Origin of the sequence: Streptomyces sp. NPDC001980 (assembly GCF_040296885.1) — a bacterium.
Taxonomy (GTDB): Bacteria; Actinomycetota; Actinomycetes; order Streptomycetales; family Streptomycetaceae; genus Streptomyces.
Window position 1 is genome coordinate 38,673 of sequence record NZ_JBEOYD010000056.1, and the last position, 15,462, is coordinate 54,134.

Here is a 15,462-nt window from a genome sequence, read left to right on the forward strand (position 1 = left end):
GAGTGCAGACTACGAGTTCGCGGCGCCGGGGACTACGGGAACTATGCGGTGGCCCGGTCCGCGTACATCTTCGCGATCACCGCCTCGATGTCCGGCTCCCGGACCGACAGGTCCGCCAACGGGTACTCCGCCGCGATCCGCGCCACCAACGGCGCCGCCGACTCCGACGCCGGGAACGCCAGCCACTGCCTCGGACCCTCCACCTTCACCACCCGGGCCGCCGGGCCGGCGTCGATCGGCGGGAGCTCCCGCTCCAGGTCGACCACGAGGGTGCGCTCGCTCTCCCCCGCCTCGTGCAGTCCGGAGAGCGCACCGTCGTACACCAGCCGTCCGTGGTCGATGACCATCACACGGGAGCACAGCTGCTCGATGTCCTGGAGGTCGTGGGTGGTGAGCAGGACCGTGGTGCCGCGTTCGGTGTTCAGTTCGCGGAGGAAGTCGCGGACCCTGGCCTTCGAGATGACGTCCAGGCCGATCGTCGGCTCGTCCAGGTACAGCACGTCCGGGTCGTGCAGGAGCGCCGCCACGATGTCGCCGCGCATCCGCTGGCCGAGGGAGAGCTGCCGTACCGGGACGTCCAGGAGGGAGTCCAGGGAGAGGAGTTCGACCAGGCGGTCCAGGTTCTCGGCGTAACGGGCGTCCGGGATGCGGTACATGCGGTGCATCAGGCGGTAGGAGTCGATGAGGGGGAGGTCCCACCAGAGGGTCGTCCGCTGGCCGAAGACCACGCCGATGCGGTGGGCCAGGCGGGTGCGTTCGCGGGACGGGTCGATGCCGGCCACCCGGAGCCGGCCGCCGCTCGGGGTGAGGATGCCCGTCAGCATCTTGATCGTGGTCGACTTCCCGGCGCCGTTCGGGCCGATGTAGCCGACCATCTCGCCCCGCGCCACCGTGAAGGAGAGCGAGTCGACCGCCCGCACCTGCCGGCGTTCCCGTTTCAGGAAGCCGGTCTTCTTCCTGACGTCGAAGACCTTCTCGACCCCGTCGACCTCGATGAACACCTCGTCGGCCCTGTCTGCCTCGTCCACCCCGCCTGCCTCATCCACCCCGTCTGCCTCGTCGACCTCGTTGGACACGTCCGGCATCGGATCAGCTCCCTGCTCCCCGGTCATCCGATCAACTCCCCGTACTTCGATACGCCCTGAGGCCGGCCCGCCATGCCAGCCCCGCCAGCACGCAGCACACCACCGCCACCAGCGGCGACGACCACGCCGTCCACACCGGCAGCCGCAGCGGATACGGCCGCCCCAGCACATACGCGGCCGGCACCCAGTTGACGAAGGCCAGCGGCAGCATGAACGTCACCCCGCGCACGAAATCCTTCCCGAACACCGTCGGCGGGTACTGGAGCAGCGTCGTACCGCCGTACGTGAACGCGTTCTGCACCTCCGCCGCGTCCTGCGCCAGGAACTGGAAGGCCGCGCCCGCCACGAACAGCGCACAGAAGATCGCCGCGCCGGCGGCCAGCATCAGCGGGATCAGCAGCACCTTCGCCGGCGTCCAGTCGATGCCGGCGAAGACCAGCGCCCAGCCCAGCACCACCACGCCCTGGGTGATCCGGCCGAGGCGGCGCAACGCGAAGTGGTCCGCGCCGATCTGGGCCAGCACCGGGGCCGGCCGGACCAGCAGCGTGTCGAAGGAGCCGTCGCGGATCCGGGTGCCCAGCACGTCCATCGAGCCCAGCACCAGGTCGGCGACGCCGAACGCGGTCGCCGACAGGCCGTACAGGAAGGCGACCTCCGGCAGCGACCAGCCGCCGAGCGAGTCGACCTGCGAGAACATCAGCAGGATCGTGGCGAAGTCCAGCCCGGTCACCAGCAGGTTCCCGGCCATCGTGATGGCGAAGGACGTGCGGTAGATCATCGTGGAGCGGATCCACATCCCGGCGATCAGCCGGTACGCCCGCAGCCCCTCCCGGGCCCGCTCACCCGCCCCACGCCACCCGCCCGGAGCTCGCTCAGCCGCCCCGCGCCACCCGCCCGGAGCCCGCTCAGCCACCCTGCACCACCACCCGTCGCGTCGCCGCCGACTGCAGCAGCCGGCCCGCCGCCAGCAGCGCCACCGCCCACCCGGCCTGGAAGGCGAACGCCCCCGCCACCCCGGTCTCGCCCATCAGCACGTCCGCCGGCATCTGGATCTGCGCCGCCCACGGCAGGACGCGGACGACCTCGCCGAGGGCACCCGGGAAGACGTTCAGCGGCAGGGTCATGCCCGAGAAGAAGATCCCCGTGATCATCAGCACCTGGTTGACGCCCATCCCGTCCATCAGCCAGAACGCGCTCAGCGCGACCAGGTAGCGGATGCCGAAGCTGACGAGCATCGCGAGCAGCAGCGCGACCAGGAAGGCGGCCCAGGTGCCGGCGTCCGCAGGCAGCGCCATCGGGAAGAACACCGCGCCGACCAGGAAGGGGATCACACCCCGTCCCAGCATCTGGAACAGCGAGCGGCCCAAATCGGTCGCCAGCCACCACATTTGAAGATCGGCCGGACGGTACAGGTCAATCGCGATCGCGCCGGTGCGGATACGCTCCATCAGGTCTTTTTCCACGCCCCCGCCCTGGATCGCGAGCGTCGCGTACAGGCACTGCCCGAGCCACACATAGGTCACCGCCTGTGCCTGGTCATAGCCTCCGAGGTGCGGTTTCTCGTCCCACAGCGCCAAGTACGTGTAGACGAGGATGATCCCGAAGGCCGTGTTGGTGAACACCCCGGCGGCGGTGGCCGCCCGATACGTCGCGTACCGTCGGAAACCCCCCGCCGCGACGGCCGTGTACAACCGTCCCGCGCCCACGCCAACCGACCTCCCGGACCGCCCGACACCGAAGCGCAGGAGCCTACTGCGCCGACGACATCGCAGGCCACGCAATTTCCGTGACCGAAGCGTGCCGGAATCCGGGAACGGAACGCACGGTGCGAGAGTCTTCAACAGGGGGCCGCAGAAGCGTACGAGGTCGTACGGGAACGAACGTACGACGCGAAACAGGAGTCCGTGCACGACATGAGCGACGAGCCGCAGCCGCAACAGCCGAACCAGGGCGGCGGAGGCCCGACGGAGCCTCCGGCTGCGGCCGAGGAGAAGAAGACCCCGGCGCAGCCGACCGCCGGGACGAAGCAGCCGGAGCCGCCCGCGGCGGCCGAGAAGAGGACGACGGAGCCGCCCAGCGCGGAGCCGTCCGGCACGGAACCGCCCGGCGCGGAACCGCCCGCGGCGGCCGAGCAGGCGAGAGCGGAGCGGCGGCCGGCGGCCGAGGACACGCAGACCCGGCAGCTCGCCGCGGTCCGGCTGCCGAAGGCGCGACCGCCCGCGGCGGCCGAGGACAGGCAGAGCACGCAGGACAGACAGGACACGACGCAGGACAGGCAGAGCACGCAGAACGCGCAGGACGGGCACGACGGGCAGGACACGCAGACACGGCAGCTCACCGCGGTCAGGCCGCCCACGGCGGAGGCACTCACCGCGGTCACGCCGCCCGGGGCGGCACCGCCCGGCGCGGAGCCGCCCGCGGCCGGCGTGCAGACGACGGGGGGCGGGAAGAAGATGAAGCGGTCCAAGCGCACCGGATGGCGGCGGATCATCCCGACCTGGCGGATGGTGCTCGGCACCTTCGTGCTCGGGGTACTGCTGCTGGTCGGCCTGTTCTTCCTCGGCTACTCGATGGTGAAGATCCCGGCGGCCAACACGTTCGCCACCAAGCAGTCCAACGTGTACCTGTACGCCGACGGCTCCCAGCTCGCCCGGGACGGCGAGGTCAACCGGGAGAACGTGGACCTTTCCCAGGTCTCCGTGGACGCCCAGCACGCCGTGCTCGCCGCCGAGGACCGCGACTTCTACACCGAGTCCGCCGTCGACCCCAAGGCGATGCTGCGCGCCGGCTGGAACACCGCGACCGGCAAGGGCACCCAGTCCGGCTCGACCATCACCCAGCAGTACGTGAAGAACTACTACCTCGCCCAGGAGCAGACCGTCACCCGCAAGGTGAAGGAGTTCTTCATCTCGATCAAGCTGGACCGCAGCGAGTCCAAGGCCCAGATCCTGGAGGGCTACCTCAACACCAGCTACTTCGGCCGCAACGCCTACGGCATCCAGGCCGCCGCCCAGGCCTACTACGGCAAGGACGCCATCGACCTCGACCCGGCCCGCGCCGCCTACCTCGCCGCGCTCGTCAACGCGCCCAGCGAGTACGACGTCGTCGCCCACCCCGAGAACAAGGCGGCCGCGGTCGCCCGCTGGAACTACGTCCTCGACGGCATGGTCAAGAAGGGCTGGCTCAGCGAGTCCAAGAGGGCCGGCATGAAGTTCCCGATGCCCAAGGAGCAGACCGTCTCCACCGGCATGTCCGGCCAGCGCGGCTACATCGTCAACGCGGTCAACGACTACCTGATCAAGAACAAGATCGTCGACTCGGACGCCCTGGAGGCCGGCGGCTACCGCATCACCACCACCCTGCAGAAGAACCGGCAGAACGCCTTCGTCAAGGCGGTCGACGACCAGCTGATGTCCAAGCTGAGCAAGAACAACAAGGTCGACAACTACGTGCGGGCCGGTGGCGCCTCCGTCGACCCGAAGACCGGCAAGGTCGTCGCCATGTACGGCGGCATCGACTACGTGAAGCAGTACACCAACGGCGCGACCCGCGGTGACTTCCAGGTCGGCTCCACCTTCAAGCCCTTCGTCTTCGCCTCCGCCGTCGACAACGGCTCCACCACCCAGTCCGGGCAGACCATCACCCCGAACACCTACTACGACGGCACCAACAAGCGCACCGTCCAGGGCTGGCCCGGCGGCTCCTACGCACCGGAGAACGAGGACGAGAAGTCGTACGGCCAGATCACCGTCCGCAAGGCCACCGACCTCTCCGTGAACTCGGTGTACGCGCAGATGGCCGTCGACGTCGGCCCGTCCAAGGTCAAGCAGACCGCCGTCGGCCTGGGCATCCCCGCCGACACCAAGGACCTCCAGCCGTACCCGTCCATCGCCCTCGGCACCGCCACCGCCAGCGTCCTCGACATGGCGGAGGCGTACGCCACGCTCGCCAACCACGGCAAGCACGGCACGTACACGATGGTCGACAAGATCACCCGGGACGGCACGCAGGAGATCAAACTGCCGGAGTCGACGACCAAGCAGGCCGTCAGCCGGCAGGCCGCCGACACCACCACCTCCATCCTGCAGAGCGTCGTCGACAACGGCACCGCCACCGCCGCCCAGGCCGCGGGCCGCCCGGCGGCCGGCAAGACCGGCACCGCCGAGGAGGACACCGCCGCCTGGTTCGCGGGCTACACCCCCGACCTCTCCACCGTCGTCTCCGTGATGGGCCAGGACCCGGTCACGGCCGCCCACAAGTCGCTCTACGGCGCGCTCGGCCTGGAGCGCATCAACGGCGGCGGGGCCCCGACCGAGATCTGGGCGCAGTACACCAAGGACGCCCTGAAGGGCTCCACGGCCTCCGACTTCGACCTGGACCTCCAGGCCGGCGCCGAGACCGTGGCCCCGCCCACCCAGAACACGGCCACCCCGGGCACCGGCGGCCAGGACAACGGCGGCACCACCGGCGAGAACCAGGACAACGGCGGCACCACCGACGGCGGCCAGGACAACGGCGGCACGACGGACGGCTCCACCACCGCCGGCACCACCGACGGCGGCACGACCGACGGCTCCACCACCGACGGCTCGACCACGTCCGGTACGACGACCTCCGGCACCGACTCCGGTACGACGACCTCGGGAACGGACTCCGGGACCTCCACCGGGACCACGACCGACGGCACCAGTACCGGGACGACGACCGCGGGCACCGACACCGGCACCAGTACCGGCACGACAGCGGGCGACGGAGGCGGGTTCGGGTTCGTTCAGTGACCGCTGGTCGCCTTGAGCCCGACCACGGCGACCAGCAGCAGGCACACGAAGAAGATCCGGGCGGCGGTGGCCGGCTCCCCGAGCACGACCATGCCGAACACCGCCGCCCCGGCCGCCCCGATCCCCACCCACACGCCGTAGGCGGTACCGATGGGGAGCGTCTTCGCTGCGTAGGACAGCAGCAGCATGCTGGCGACGATCCCGCCGCCGGTGAGCAGACTGGGCACGAGCCGGGTGAACCCGTCGGTGTACTTCATGCCGACGGACCACCCGACCTCCAGCAGACCGGCGACGGCAAGCAGAACCCAGGCCATGACAGACACCTCCGAGACGATTCACCGAACACGGGGTGCGTCGTCTTTGCCTTCACGGTCCCGGTACGGCGCGTCTCGTCGGGCTGGCTCCTTCGAACATAGCAAAGAAACAACAAAGAGGCCTGGTGACCGCAGTCACCAGGCCCCTCCAAGCCTCTGAATCTCAGAGATACAGGCCGGTCGAGTCCTCCGAGCCCTCGAAACGGTCGGCGGCCACCGCGTGCAGATCGCGCTCCCGCATCAGCACGTACGCCACCCCCCGCACCTCGACCTCGGCACGGTCCTCCGGGTCGTACAGCACCCGGTCGCCGGGCTCCACCGTCCGCACGTTCTGCCCGACCGCGACCACCTCGGCCCAGGCCAGCCGGCGCCCGACGGCCGCCGTGGCGGGGATCAGGATGCCCCCGCCCGACCGCCGCTCACCCTCCCCGGTGTCCTGCTTGACCAGAACCCGGTCGTGCAGCATCCGGATGGGCAGCTTGTCGTGCTGGCTGCTCTGCTCGTCTCTCTTGGCGCTCACGCCTGTGAACCTACCTGCCTCTGATCAGCTCTTACGCCGCCGGGTACCACTGAAGACCAGCAGCCCGACCACGCCCACGGCGACGAGGGCGACCGGCACCACCCGCTCCAGTCGCGGCGCACCCTCTTCGTCCACGAACTGGGCCCGCACCTCGCTCACGACCCGGTTGACCTGGACGTAGGCCCTCCCGAGCGTGTGATCGACGTTGGCCGCCACCTTGGCCTTCGCATCGCCGACGATGGTCTTCGGATGCACCCGCACCCCGATCTCGTCCAGCGTCTCGGCCAGCACGTCGCGGCGGCGCTTGATGTCCGCCTCGATCTGCGCCGGGGTTCTGGTGTCCGACGTCTCCGCCACCGTAGGCCCTCCGAAGTCTGCCGTACTGCCGTACTGCCTGTTCTGGACAGTCTGTCAGCTCTCGCCGCCGCCGCATGGCCAGGACCCCCCGTTACGCTAGACCGATGAGCGAGCGACTCCAGCCCGGGGACGTAGCCCCCGACTTCACCCTCCCCGACGCCGACGGCAACGAGGTGTCCCTCTCCGCCCACAAGGGCCGCAAGGTCATCGTCTACTTCTACCCCGCGGCCCTCACCCCCGGCTGCACGAAGCAGGCCTGCGACTTCACGGACAACCTCTCCCTCCTCGCCGACGCCGGCTACGACGTCCTCGGCATCTCCCCCGACGCCCCGGAGAAACTCGGCAAGTTCCGCGAGAAGGAAAACCTCAAGGTCACCCTCCTCGCCGACCCCGACAAGAAGGTCCTCGACGCGTACGGCGCCTACGGCGAGAAAATGAACTACGGCAAGACCTACATGGGCGTCATCCGCTCCACGGTCATCGTCGACGAACAGGGCAAGGTCGAACGCGCCCTCTACAACGTCCGCGCCACCGGCCACGTGGCCAAGATCATCAAGGATCTGGGCATCTGAGGACCACCTGATCCACCGACGCCGACGGCTTGCACCGGGGTGACCTGGTGCGGGCCGTTTCCTCTTTTCCGGCTTCCGTGCGTGGCTGTCCCGGCTTCGACGAAAGAGGTCGACCACATCGACGGGGACTGGACCGACGACCGGAGGGAAAACCTGCGATTGCCGTGCCCCAACTGCCATTCCGCGACGAGCACCTGGTGCCGGGGAGGCGCACGGCGCAAGGCGTCGCCCCGTACACTGGGCGGAGCAAAACGGCAGCTCTAACAAATGTCCGTTTTGGGGCGGTCGTGGCGAAATAGGCGATACGCGCGGGTTTTAGGTGCCCGTGGGAGAAATCCCGTGTGGGTTCGAGTCCCACCGGCCGCACCCAGGCAAGAGGGGCCGCCCGTCCAGGCGGCCCCCTGCCGTGTCTCAGCCCAACAGCTCCCGCACCACCGGCACCAGCGCCCGGAACGCCTTCCCCCGGTGGCTGATCGCGTTCTTCTCCTCGGGGCTCAGCTCGGCGCACGTCCGTGTCTCGCCCTCCGGCTGGAGGATGGGGTCGTAGCCGAAGCCGTTGGTGCCCGTCGGTGCGTGCCGGAGCACACCCCGCAACTGGCCCTCGACCACGCGCTCCGTGCCGTCCGGCAGGGCCAGGGCCGCCGCGCAGGCGAAGTGGGCGCCGCGGTGTTCCTCGGCGATGTCGGAGAGCTGGGCGAGCAGCAGGTCCAGGTTGGCCTTGTCGTCGCCGTGGCGGCCGGCCCAGCGGGCGGAGAAGATGCCGGGGGCGCCGTTGAGGACGTCGACGCAGAGGCCGGAGTCGTCGGCGACGGCCGGGAGGCCTGTGGCCTGGGCGAGGGCGTGGGCCTTGAGGAGGGCGTTCTCGGCGAAGGTGACGCCTGTTTCCTTGACGTCGGGGATGTCGGGGTATTCCTCGGCCCCGACGAGGTCGTGGGGCAGGCCCGCTTCGGCGAGGATGGCGCGGAGTTCGGTGATTTTGCCGGTGTTGCGGGTGGCGAGGATCAGGCGGGTCGTCATGGCCAGCAGTATCGCAAGGGGCGGAGCGGCGCCTTACGGGGTGCAGACCTTGGTCAGTTCGCCGGCCGCGTCGGTGACGGGGGTGACGTCGGGGGTGGAGTCGCCGTTCTTTACGGCTGTGCGGACGTTGTCCACGGCCTGCTGGAGGTGGTCGACGGCCTTGTTGACGTCGGCGTCGTCGGTCTGGTCGCCGATCTTCTTGAGGTTCTGCTGGATGGAGTCGAGGGAGGCGTCGGTCTGGGTGGGGTCGTTCGCGGCGTTCTCCACGGCCTGTTGGAGGGCGGTGACGCTGTCGGCGATGGAGTCGGCGGTGCGGACGCAGTCCAGTGCCGTGTTGACGGAGTCGCAGCCGGTGAGGAGGGCGGTGGTGAGTGCGGTGGTCGCGGCTACGGCGGCGATGGCGGTGACGTGACGGCGTTCTCGGCGTCGGCTGGCGGCCATGGTGGTGTTCCCTCCCCGTGGTATGGCTGGCCGGGCGCACGGTTGTACGTGCCGTGCGCCCGTATGCATAGGGACGCGGGGTCGGCCGCCGGGGTTGCCCCCGCCTTACCTCGTCTTTTTCCTTCCCTTTTACTTCTTGAGTGCCTCTTCGAGCGCCGCCTGCTGGATCGTGGCCAGGTCGGTGCAGCCGGCGACGGCGAGGTCGAGGAGGGCGTTGAGTTCGTCGCGGGCGAAGGGTTCGGCCTCGGCGGTGCCCTGGACCTCGACGAAGCGGCCGTCGCCGGTGCAGACGACGTTCATGTCGGTCTCGGCCTTGACGTCTTCCTCGTAGCAGAGGTCCAACAGCGGCACTCCGCCGACGATGCCTACCGAGACGGCGGAGACGGTGCCGGTGAGGGGCTGGCGGCCGGCTTTGATGAGCTTGCGTTCCCTGGCCCAGGTGACGGCGTCGGCGAGGGCGACGTAGGCGCCGGTGATGGCTGCGGTGCGGGTGCCGCCGTCGGCCTGGAGGACGTCGCAGTCGAGGACGATGGTGTTCTCGCCGAGGGCCTTGTAGTCGATGACGGCGCGCAGGGAGCGGCCGATGAGGCGGGAGATCTCGTGGGTGCGGCCGCCGATCTTGCCCTTGACGGACTCGCGGTCGCCGCGGGTGTTGGTGGCGCGGGGGAGCATGGCGTATTCCGCGGTGACCCAGCCTTCGCCGCTGCCCTTGCGCCAGCGGGGGACGCCTTCGGTGACGGAGGCGGTGCAGAAGACCTTGGTGTCGCCGAAGGAGACGAGGACGGAGCCCTCGGCGTGCTTGCTCCAGCCGCGTTCGATGGTGACCGGGCGGAGTTGTTCGGGGGTGCGGCCGTCGATTCGAGACATGGTGACGAGCCTATCCGGAGCGTGCGAAGGGGCTCTTCCCAAGGTGGGAAGAGCCCCTTTTCCGGTGCGCCCGTGGGCTCACATCATGTCTTCGATCTCCGCGGCGATCGGGTCGGCGTCGGTGCCGATGACGACCTGGATGGCGGTGCCCATCTTGACGACGCCGTGGGCGCCGGCGGCCTTGAGGGCGGCATCGTCGACCAGCGAGGCGTCGTGGACCTCGGTGCGCAGCCGGGTGATGCAGCCTTCGATCTCGTCGATGTTCTCGATTCCGCCGAGGCCGGCGACGATCTTCTCAGCCTTGCTGGCCATGTTCTTTCTCCCTGATCCGAACCGCTTTGTCGCAGTAACCCACAGTTGGCCCATCTTTGCGAGCGGTCGTACCGCGTGTGCCGAATGATGGCGAGCAGCGCGGCGGAACCGTCTGTCGACTGGTCTACACCAGCTGGTGGGCGGTCGACAAACCCCGACGGTGACCCCGCGGTGCAGTCGAGCGGCCCGGAGGTCGTGTCCATGAGTGCCGAGAGCGCCGACCGTGCGGTCGGTCCCGCGCGGGAACGGTGGAACGCCCTCTTCCAGGGGCTGCAGAAGATGGGCCGCAGTCTTCAGCTGCCGATCGCGGTGCTGCCGGCCGCGGGGATCCTGAACCGGCTGGGTCAGCCCGATGTGTTCGGTGAGCAGGGGCTGGGCTGGTCGGCGGTCTCCAGGGTGATGAAGGGGGCGGGCGGGGCGCTGCTGGACGGTTCGGTCGGGTTGCCGTTGCTGTTCTGTGTGGGGGTCGCGATCGGGATGGCGCGGAAGGCGGACGGTTCGACGGCGCTGGCGGCGGTGGCGGGCTTTCTCGTCTATTACGGGGTGCTGCACCAGTTCCCGGAGGACTGTCCGGGCGGGTCGAGGACGTTGCCGGGGATCGGGTGCCAGGTGCGGGACGGGTCGGTGTCGACGTTCACGTTCCAGAATCCGGGGGTGTTCGGGGGGATCGCGCTGGGGTTGCTGACGGCGTTCTTCTGGGCGCGGTACCACCGGACGAGGCTGGTGGACTGGCTGGGGTTCTTCAACGGGCGGCGGCTGGTCCCGATCATCATGTCGTTCGTGGCCATTGCGTTCGCCGCGTTGTGCCTGTGGGTCTGGCCGCCGATCGGTGGCGGTCTGGAGAGTTTCAGTCACTGGTTGCGGGAGGCGGGGGCGTGGGGTGCGGGGGTGTTCGGGCTTGCGAACCGGGCGTTGCTGGTGGTGGGGCTGCACCAGTTCCTGAACGTGCCCATCTGGTTCCAGTTCGGCAGTTACACCACGCCCTCCGGGCAGACGGTGCACGGTGACATCAACATGTTCCTGGCGGGTGATCCGAGCGCGGGTCAGTTCACGTCGGGGTTCTTCCCGATCATGATGTTCGCGCTGCCGGCCGCCGCGCTGGCGATCACGCACTGTGCGAGGCCGCATCGGCGCAAGGAGATCGGCGGTCTGATGCTGTCGGTGGCGCTGACGTCGTTCGTGACGGGCATCACGGAGCCGATCGAGTACTCGTTCATGTTCGTCGCGCCGTTGTTGTACGGGGTGCACGCGGTGCTGACGGGGGTGTCGATGGCGGTGACGTGGGGGCTGGGGGTGCACGACGGGTTCAGTTTCTCGGCGGGGCTCATCGACTACGTCATCAACTGGAAGCTGGCGACGCGGCCTTGGGCGATCGTTCCGATCGGGTTGTGCTTCGCGGCGGTCTACTACGTGATCTTCCGGTTCGCGATCACGCGGTTCGATCTGAAGACCCCGGGAAGGGAGCCGGAGGACGAGGTGGAGGACGTCACGGAGGCTTGAGCAGGGTGTGGCCGAATGGCATACGCCGCGTAGTGCTCCGGTTGCGGAATTGACGGGTTCCTTATAACGCCCCCATCGTGTACAACAGGTCTACACCACTGAGTGGTGTAGACCACCACCGATGGAGGAAGTATGACAACCGCCACCGCGACGGCGGCCCCCACAAAGAAGTGGGGATCCGGTCTTTTCCAGGGCCTGCAGAAGATCGGCCGCAGCCTTCAGCTCCCCATCGCCGTCCTGCCGGCGGCCGGCCTGCTGCTCCGCTTCGGCCAGCAGGACATCCACGACAAGCTGCACCTGCCCGACAAGGTCACCTCGGTCTTCGCCACGGCGGGCGGCGCGATCTTCGACAACCTCCCGATGCTCTTCTGCATCGGCGTCGCGATCGGCTTCGCCAAGAAGGCGGACGGCTCCACCGCGCTGGCCGCCCTGGTCGGCTTCCTGGTCTACAAGAACGTGCTCACCGCGTTCCCCGTCACCGACGCGCAGATCCTGAAGGGCGCGGACGTCCCCGCGACCTACAACAACCCCGGTGTGCTCGGCGGCCTGGTGATGGGTCTGCTGGGCGCGGTGGTCTGGCAGCGGTTCCATCGGACCAAGCTGGTGGACTGGCTCGGCTTCTTCAACGGCCGCCGGCTCGTCCCGATCATCATGGCCTTCGTCGGCACGGTCATGGGCGTCTTCTTCGGTCTGGTCTGGAAGCCGATCGGCGAGGGCATCTCCAACTTCGGTGAGTGGATCACGGGCCTGGGTGCCCTCGGTGCCGGTCTGTTCGGCCTGATCAACCGTGCGCTGATCCCGGTCGGCATGCACCAGTTCGTGAACACCGTCTCGTGGTTCCAGATCGGCGACTACAAGACCGCGTCCGGCACGATCGTCCACGGTGACCTCACCCGCTTCTTCGCCGGTGACCCGACGGCCGGTCAGTTCATGTCCGGCTTCTTCCCCATCATGATGTTCGGCCTCCCGGCCGCCGCCCTCGCCATCGCGCACACCGCCCGCCCGGAGCGCCGCGCGGCCGTGATGGGCATGATGCTGTCGATGGCGCTGACCTCCTTCGTGACCGGTGTGACCGAGCCGATCGAGTTCACGTTCATGTTCATCGCGCCGCTGCTGTACGCGATCCACGCGGTGCTCACCGCCCTGTCCATGGCGATCACCTGGGCGCTCGGGGTGCACGCGGGCTTCACCTTCTCCGCGGGTGCCATCGACTACATACTCAACTGGAACCTGGCGACCAAGCCCTGGCTGATCATCCCGATCGGCCTGGTGTTCGCGGCGATCTACTACTTCGTCTTCCGCTTCGCCATCATCCGCTTCAACCTCCCCACCCCGGGCCGCGAGCCCGAGGAGGAGGTCGAGGACCTCACAAAGGCGTGAGTCCCCTCCGGCAGCGCACATGACGAAGGCCCCCGCCACGGCGGGGGCCTTCTCGTGGTACGGGCGCCTTCTCGTCGTACGGCCGTCTTCTCGTCGTACGGCCCTAACGCCGTACGCGCGTCAGATCTCGTACGTCGCCCGCGGTGCCGCGAGATCCACCGGGCCGTCGAAGACCTCGCGGGCGTCGGCGAGGTTGACGGCGGGGTCGGTCCACGGCGGGATGTGGGTGAGGACCAGGCGGCGGGCGGCGGCGCGGGCCGCGGTCTCGCCGGCCTCGCGGCCGTTGAGATGCAGGTCCGGGATGTTCTCCTTGCCGTGCGTGAAGGCGGCCTCGCACAGGAACAGGTCGGTGTCCCGGGCCAGGTCCTCCAGCGCCGGGGTGACGCCGGTGTCGCCGGAGTACGTCAGGGACTTCCCGGCGTGCTCGACGCGGATGCCGTACGCCTCCACGGGATGCCGGACCCGCTCGGTGTGGACCGTGAAGGGGCCGATGTCGAACGTGGACGGCTTGACCGTGTGGAAGTCGAAGACCTCGCTCATCGAGGAGGCGGTGGGGGTGTCGGCGTAGGCGGTGGTGAGGCGGTGCTCGGTGCCCTCGGGGCCGTAGACCGGGATCGGCGGGCACGGGCCGCCGTCGTGGCGGTAGTAGCGCGCCACGAAGTAGGCGCACATGTCGATGCAGTGGTCGGCGTGCAGATGGCTCAGGAAGATCGCGTCGAGGTCGTAGAGACCGCAGTGGCGCTGCAGCTCGCCCAGGGCGCCGTTGCCCATGTCGAGGAGCAGCCGGAAGCCGTCGGCCTCAAGGAGGTAGCTCGAGCAGGCCGATTCCGCGGACGGGAACGACCCCGAGCAGCCGACGACGGTGAGCTTCATGAAGCAGAAACCTCCGTTGGCGGAAACCCAGATGCGCTGGGAACTGGAGTCGGGAAAAAGGGCATGACGAGGGTCGTGCGGTTTGTCGAGCGTAAGGCGCAAAAGAGCCGGTCGCTCCTCCGCCAGGGGCCGTTGTGGGCGAACTCACCTGTGGTGTCACCGGTTCGGCTGGACCGGGGGCGCATGAGGATCACGTAAGGGCGCGCGTCGATTATCTCGCGCCGGTAACGTCGTCGTATGGACACGTCATGGTGGCTCGCGCTCGCGGCAGTCGTCCTGCTGGCGCTGGTCGCCACGCTCGTCGACGGCTGGGGCAGAGGCCACCGCCCGCGCGGGCACCGCACCCGCCCACCGGGGCACCCGCGCGACACGCGCGCGCCGGCCGGACGGCCCCATCCGGGGGACATCTGGTGGGCCAACGTGCCCTACGAGGACGGTCCCGGCGCCAAGGACCGGCCCTGCCTGGTGCTGGCCGTGCACGGCAACCGGGCGACGATCGCGAAGATCACCAGCAAGTACCACGACGAGCGCGCCGGGGTGATCCCGCTGCCGCCGGGCTCGGTCGGGGACGCCCAGGGCCGGCCGAGCTTCCTGGAGACGGACGAGCTGCGCGAGATCGCGGTGTGGGAGTTCCGGCGCCGGGTGGGCGTGGTCGACCCGGTGCTGTGGGACCAGGTGCGGCACCTCGCGTAGGACGCGCGGGCGGGCTCAGCTCACCTGCACGGTGACCTTCCACTCCTGGATCCCCTTGCAGGAGACCCCGCCGGGCGCGGTGGGCTGGGCGCACAGGGGGCGGGTGGAGGAGAGGGTGACGGTGCCGGGGGCCATCGCCTGGTAGGCGGAACCGGCGTCGCTGCCGCGGAGCATGATCCCGTAGTTGATCTCCTTGAGGGAGGCCGTGTCCCCGGCCACGGCGATCTTCTTCCAGGGGCGCTGCTCGGAGCCGGTCAGGGTGACCCGGAAGGCCCCGTCCCGGGCCAGGCAGAAGATGCGGCCGCTGTCGGCGGCGGTGAGCTCGGAGGTCAGGGGCGTGCAGCCGGCGGCGGAGCCACTGGGACTCGGAGTCGATGTCGGTGTCGGTGTCGGTGTCGGTGTCGTCGTCGGTGTCGGGGACACCGCGCCGCTGCCCTTGTCGCCGTTGTTCTCGCTCCCGCCCTGCGAGCCGCAGCCCGCCAGCAGGAGCAGGCTCGCCGCGGCGAGCGACGCGCGGTGGAACGTCGTACGGCGCATGGGGTGTCCGCCTTTCCGTCGGGGTACGGACCCTTGGTGCCGATATGACGTATCCGCCGCTCATACGGATCCCGCACCCGGACGGCTTCCGGGCGCGGGATCCGGTCAGTTCACGGGCGGGGTCAGCCGGTCGTGACGGCGGTGTCGTCGACGACGAAGCTGGTCTGGAGCGAGGAGTCCTCGACACCGCTGAACTTCAGGGTGACGGTCGAGCCC

The 15,462-nt window shown here is 69.2% G+C and carries 17 protein-coding genes, 1 tRNA gene, 1 pseudogene and 1 riboswitch; of the genes and pseudogenes, 7 read left to right on the forward strand and 12 right to left on the reverse strand.

The annotated features are described in order from the left end of the window. Window positions 1–41 precede the first annotated feature (41 nt). From ABT137_RS45680 to ABT137_RS45690, 3 genes are all read right to left on the reverse strand, one after another. Window positions 42–1,085 (reverse strand): ABC transporter ATP-binding protein, encoded by a 1,044-nt coding sequence (locus ABT137_RS45680; protein WP_351718730.1) that lies wholly within the window; start codon window positions 1,083–1,085, stop codon window positions 42–44. A 31-nt stretch (window positions 1,086–1,116) separates the two neighbouring features. Further along, window positions 1,117–1,881 (reverse strand): ABC transporter permease, encoded by a 765-nt coding sequence (locus ABT137_RS45685; RefSeq protein ID WP_351718758.1) that lies wholly within the window; start codon window positions 1,879–1,881, stop codon window positions 1,117–1,119. A 109-nt stretch (window positions 1,882–1,990) separates the two neighbouring features. Next, window positions 1,991–2,776, reverse strand: a complete 786-nt coding sequence (locus tag ABT137_RS45690) for an ABC transporter permease (RefSeq protein ID WP_351718761.1) — start codon at window positions 2,774–2,776, stop codon at window positions 1,991–1,993. Between the two features lie 222 nt (window positions 2,777–2,998). Between ABT137_RS45690 and ABT137_RS45695 the strand changes: the two genes are divergently transcribed. Continuing rightward, the gene (locus ABT137_RS45695) at window positions 2,999–5,863 is read left to right on the forward strand and encodes a transglycosylase domain-containing protein (protein WP_502984680.1); all 2,865 of its coding nucleotides are present in this window, start codon (window positions 2,999–3,001) and stop codon (window positions 5,861–5,863) included. Here the strand turns inward: ABT137_RS45695 and ABT137_RS45700 are convergent. The 3 genes from ABT137_RS45700 to ABT137_RS45710 form a co-directional block, all read right to left on the reverse strand. Beyond that, a complete protein-coding gene (locus ABT137_RS45700) occupies window positions 5,857–6,177 on the reverse strand; it encodes a DMT family transporter (protein ID WP_351718732.1) in 321 nt (106 codons plus the stop codon). The two genes, ABT137_RS45695 and ABT137_RS45700, sit on opposite strands and share 7 nt — an antisense overlap. A 34-nt stretch (window positions 6,178–6,211) precedes the next feature. After that, window positions 6,212–6,280: riboswitch (guanidine-III (ykkC-III) riboswitch) on the reverse strand. Window positions 6,281–6,340: 60 nt separating this feature from the next. Further along, entirely contained in the window at window positions 6,341–6,697 is a 357-nt protein-coding gene (locus ABT137_RS45705; protein WP_046730549.1) for a GroES family chaperonin, read from the reverse strand. A 24-nt stretch (window positions 6,698–6,721) separates the two neighbouring features. Further along, entirely contained in the window at window positions 6,722–7,054 is a 333-nt protein-coding gene (locus tag ABT137_RS45710; protein WP_351718733.1) for a DUF3618 domain-containing protein, read from the reverse strand. A 104-nt stretch (window positions 7,055–7,158) separates the two neighbouring features. Here ABT137_RS45710 and bcp point away from each other — a divergent pair, with 104 nt between their 5' ends. The 3 genes and pseudogenes from bcp to ABT137_RS45725 all read left to right on the forward strand — a co-directional run bounded on the left by bcp (window position 7,159) and on the right by ABT137_RS45725 (window position 7,992). Continuing rightward, on the forward strand, window positions 7,159–7,626 hold the full coding sequence (bcp, locus tag ABT137_RS45715; protein WP_351718735.1) for a thioredoxin-dependent thiol peroxidase: 468 nt from the start codon (window positions 7,159–7,161) through the stop codon (window positions 7,624–7,626). A 33-nt stretch (window positions 7,627–7,659) separates the two neighbouring features. After that, window positions 7,660–7,890: pseudogene (locus ABT137_RS45720) on the forward strand (HNH endonuclease); the annotation flags it as partial. Window positions 7,891–7,907: 17 nt separating this feature from the next. Beyond that, window positions 7,908–7,992, forward strand: a tRNA-Leu gene (locus tag ABT137_RS45725). A 45-nt stretch (window positions 7,993–8,037) separates the two neighbouring features. Here the strand turns inward: ABT137_RS45725 and rdgB are convergent. From rdgB to ABT137_RS45745, 4 genes are all read right to left on the reverse strand, one after another. Then, the gene (gene rdgB, locus ABT137_RS45730; RefSeq protein ID WP_351718738.1) at window positions 8,038–8,643 is read right to left on the reverse strand and encodes an RdgB/HAM1 family non-canonical purine NTP pyrophosphatase; all 606 of its coding nucleotides are present in this window, start codon (window positions 8,641–8,643) and stop codon (window positions 8,038–8,040) included. Between the two features lie 33 nt (window positions 8,644–8,676). Next, complete coding sequence (locus tag ABT137_RS45735) at window positions 8,677–9,084, reverse strand: hypothetical protein (RefSeq protein ID WP_351718740.1); 408 nt, start codon at window positions 9,082–9,084, stop codon at window positions 8,677–8,679. A 129-nt stretch (window positions 9,085–9,213) separates the two neighbouring features. Beyond that, a complete protein-coding gene (gene rph / locus ABT137_RS45740) occupies window positions 9,214–9,951 on the reverse strand; it encodes a ribonuclease PH (RefSeq protein ID WP_351490935.1) in 738 nt (245 codons plus the stop codon). A gap of 78 nt (window positions 9,952–10,029) precedes the next feature. Beyond that, a complete protein-coding gene (locus ABT137_RS45745) occupies window positions 10,030–10,263 on the reverse strand; it encodes a PTS sugar transporter subunit IIB (RefSeq protein ID WP_089106674.1) in 234 nt (77 codons plus the stop codon). 201 nt (window positions 10,264–10,464) lie between these two features. On the opposite strand from ABT137_RS45745, the gene ABT137_RS45750 reads away from it, so the two are divergent. Further along, a complete protein-coding gene (locus ABT137_RS45750) occupies window positions 10,465–11,763 on the forward strand; it encodes a PTS transporter subunit EIIC (RefSeq protein WP_351718767.1) in 1,299 nt (432 codons plus the stop codon). A gap of 132 nt (window positions 11,764–11,895) precedes the next feature. Next, window positions 11,896–13,143 carry a PTS transporter subunit EIIC gene (locus tag ABT137_RS45755; RefSeq protein ID WP_351718743.1) on the forward strand — a complete coding sequence of 416 codons (1,248 nt, stop codon included), beginning with the start codon at window positions 11,896–11,898 and terminating at the stop codon, window positions 13,141–13,143. A gap of 120 nt (window positions 13,144–13,263) precedes the next feature. Here the strand turns inward: ABT137_RS45755 and ABT137_RS45760 are convergent, their stop codons facing one another. Further along, on the reverse strand, window positions 13,264–14,016 hold the full coding sequence (locus ABT137_RS45760) for an MBL fold metallo-hydrolase (protein WP_351718746.1): 753 nt from the start codon (window positions 14,014–14,016) through the stop codon (window positions 13,264–13,266). A 237-nt stretch (window positions 14,017–14,253) separates the two neighbouring features. On the opposite strand from ABT137_RS45760, the gene ABT137_RS45765 reads away from it, so the two are divergent. Further along, a complete protein-coding gene (locus tag ABT137_RS45765) occupies window positions 14,254–14,709 on the forward strand; it encodes a type II toxin-antitoxin system PemK/MazF family toxin (RefSeq protein WP_351718749.1) in 456 nt (151 codons plus the stop codon). 15 nt (window positions 14,710–14,724) lie between these two features. Here the strand turns inward: ABT137_RS45765 and ABT137_RS45770 are convergent, their stop codons facing one another. Further along, the gene (locus ABT137_RS45770) at window positions 14,725–15,246 is read right to left on the reverse strand and encodes a hypothetical protein (RefSeq protein WP_351718751.1); all 522 of its coding nucleotides are present in this window, start codon (window positions 15,244–15,246) and stop codon (window positions 14,725–14,727) included. Window positions 15,247–15,462: the final 216 nt, after the last annotated feature.